This is a genomic window from Parabacteroides sp. AF18-52 (assembly GCF_003479145.1).
Taxonomy (GTDB): Bacteria; Bacteroidota; Bacteroidia; order Bacteroidales; family Tannerellaceae; genus Parabacteroides; species Parabacteroides faecis.
Genome location: NZ_QUGR01000044.1, coordinates 1 through 1356, shown reverse-complemented (window position 1 = coordinate 1356; position 1356 = coordinate 1). Strand labels below are relative to the sequence as shown.

Here is a 1356-nt window from a genome sequence, read left to right as displayed (position 1 = left end):
GGTAAATACAAATTATCACGTAGAAGAAAACTGAACTTTGCGGAAATAAAGGAACAGGCGCAGGAGTATTTTGATGAGAAATTTGAAAAGGGAAATTTCTTTTTTGATGATGCTGTAACGAATAAAGGAAGAGAGAGATTTCAAATGTCTTCATTTTATTTACATCAAGCTTGTGAGAATTACTATTATGCCATTCGTTTGACTTTTACTTTACGAAATAACAAACAACACAATCTTTCTAAGTTATCTTCTTCTGTAAGGCGCTATATCGATGATCTGGGAACTGTGTTTCCACAAAATACACCTGAAGAAAAACGACTTTTTGTACTTTTAAAAGCAGCCTATGTGGAAGCGAGGTATACCCCGTATTTTGTAGTAACGAAAGAGGATATCGACGCCCTTATCCCGAAAGTCGAATTGCTCAGGGATATTGCGAAACGGATTTGCGAGGCGAAGATAAAGGAGTATGGGGAACAGAGTACTATATAGATGATACCAGCCTGACCCCTGTACAACGTTTAAGTATTCTCGAAGAGCCGTAACGGTTTGTAGAGATTGTTAAATCTATATGTGAAAAACAGTTTATTAACAACAACAATTAAACAGCAACAAAATCATGAAAAAAGAGATTTTATTTATACTGCTCAAAGACTTTGCCGATTGGGAAGGCGCGTATATTGGCCCGTACTTAAATTTCGGCTGTGGGCCTGATATTAAGAGTAAATATGTGGTCAAAACGGTGTCGGTGACAAAAGACCCTGTCATTTCGTGCGGTGGTTTCAAGATATTGCCCGATTACAGCATCGACGATATTCCTGCCGATTATGCGGGAATCGTATTGATCGGTGGTATGAGTTGGTTTACCCCGGAAGCCGAATTGATTGTACCGTTAGTAAAAAATGCCATCGAGAACAAGAAACTGGTTGCAGGTATCTGCAATGCTTCTGTTTTTCTGGGGATGCACGGGTTTCTCAATGAGGTGAACCACACCAGTAATGCATTGGAATACATCAAAGCGTTTGCCGGAGCAGGCTATAAAGGTGAATGCCGCTATATCGACAGCCCGGCAGTAAGAGATGGTAACATTGTAACAGCCAACGGATTTTCTGCACTGGAGTTCTGCCGTGAAATACTCTATGCTTTGGATGCATATACTCCGAAAATGATAGAGAAAAGCTATCGAATGAATAAAACAGGCGTTTGGGAAGCACCTGAGGTAGAATAAACATGAAATATTTGAATCAAGAAATAGAAACGTAATGCAAGTATATGATTTAGAATAAAAAGATTAAGTCAGTCCGGCTTTTTTTATACATTTGTGTGTTTAATGTTGTACATAATCAAGCATAATGAAAG

At 38.6% G+C, this 1356-nt stretch carries 2 protein-coding genes; both read left to right on the top strand.

All coding sequences use genetic code 11. The annotated features are described in order from the left end of the window. A partial coding sequence (locus tag DWX23_RS24750) for a HEPN domain-containing protein (RefSeq protein WP_122376458.1) occupies nucleotides 1-489 on the top strand: 489 nt, incomplete at its 5' end. A gap of 127 nt (nucleotides 490-616) precedes the next feature. Continuing rightward, a complete protein-coding gene (locus tag DWX23_RS24745; protein ID WP_122376457.1) occupies nucleotides 617-1225 on the top strand; it encodes a type 1 glutamine amidotransferase family protein in 609 nt (202 codons plus the stop codon). Nucleotides 1226-1356 lie beyond the last annotated feature (131 nt).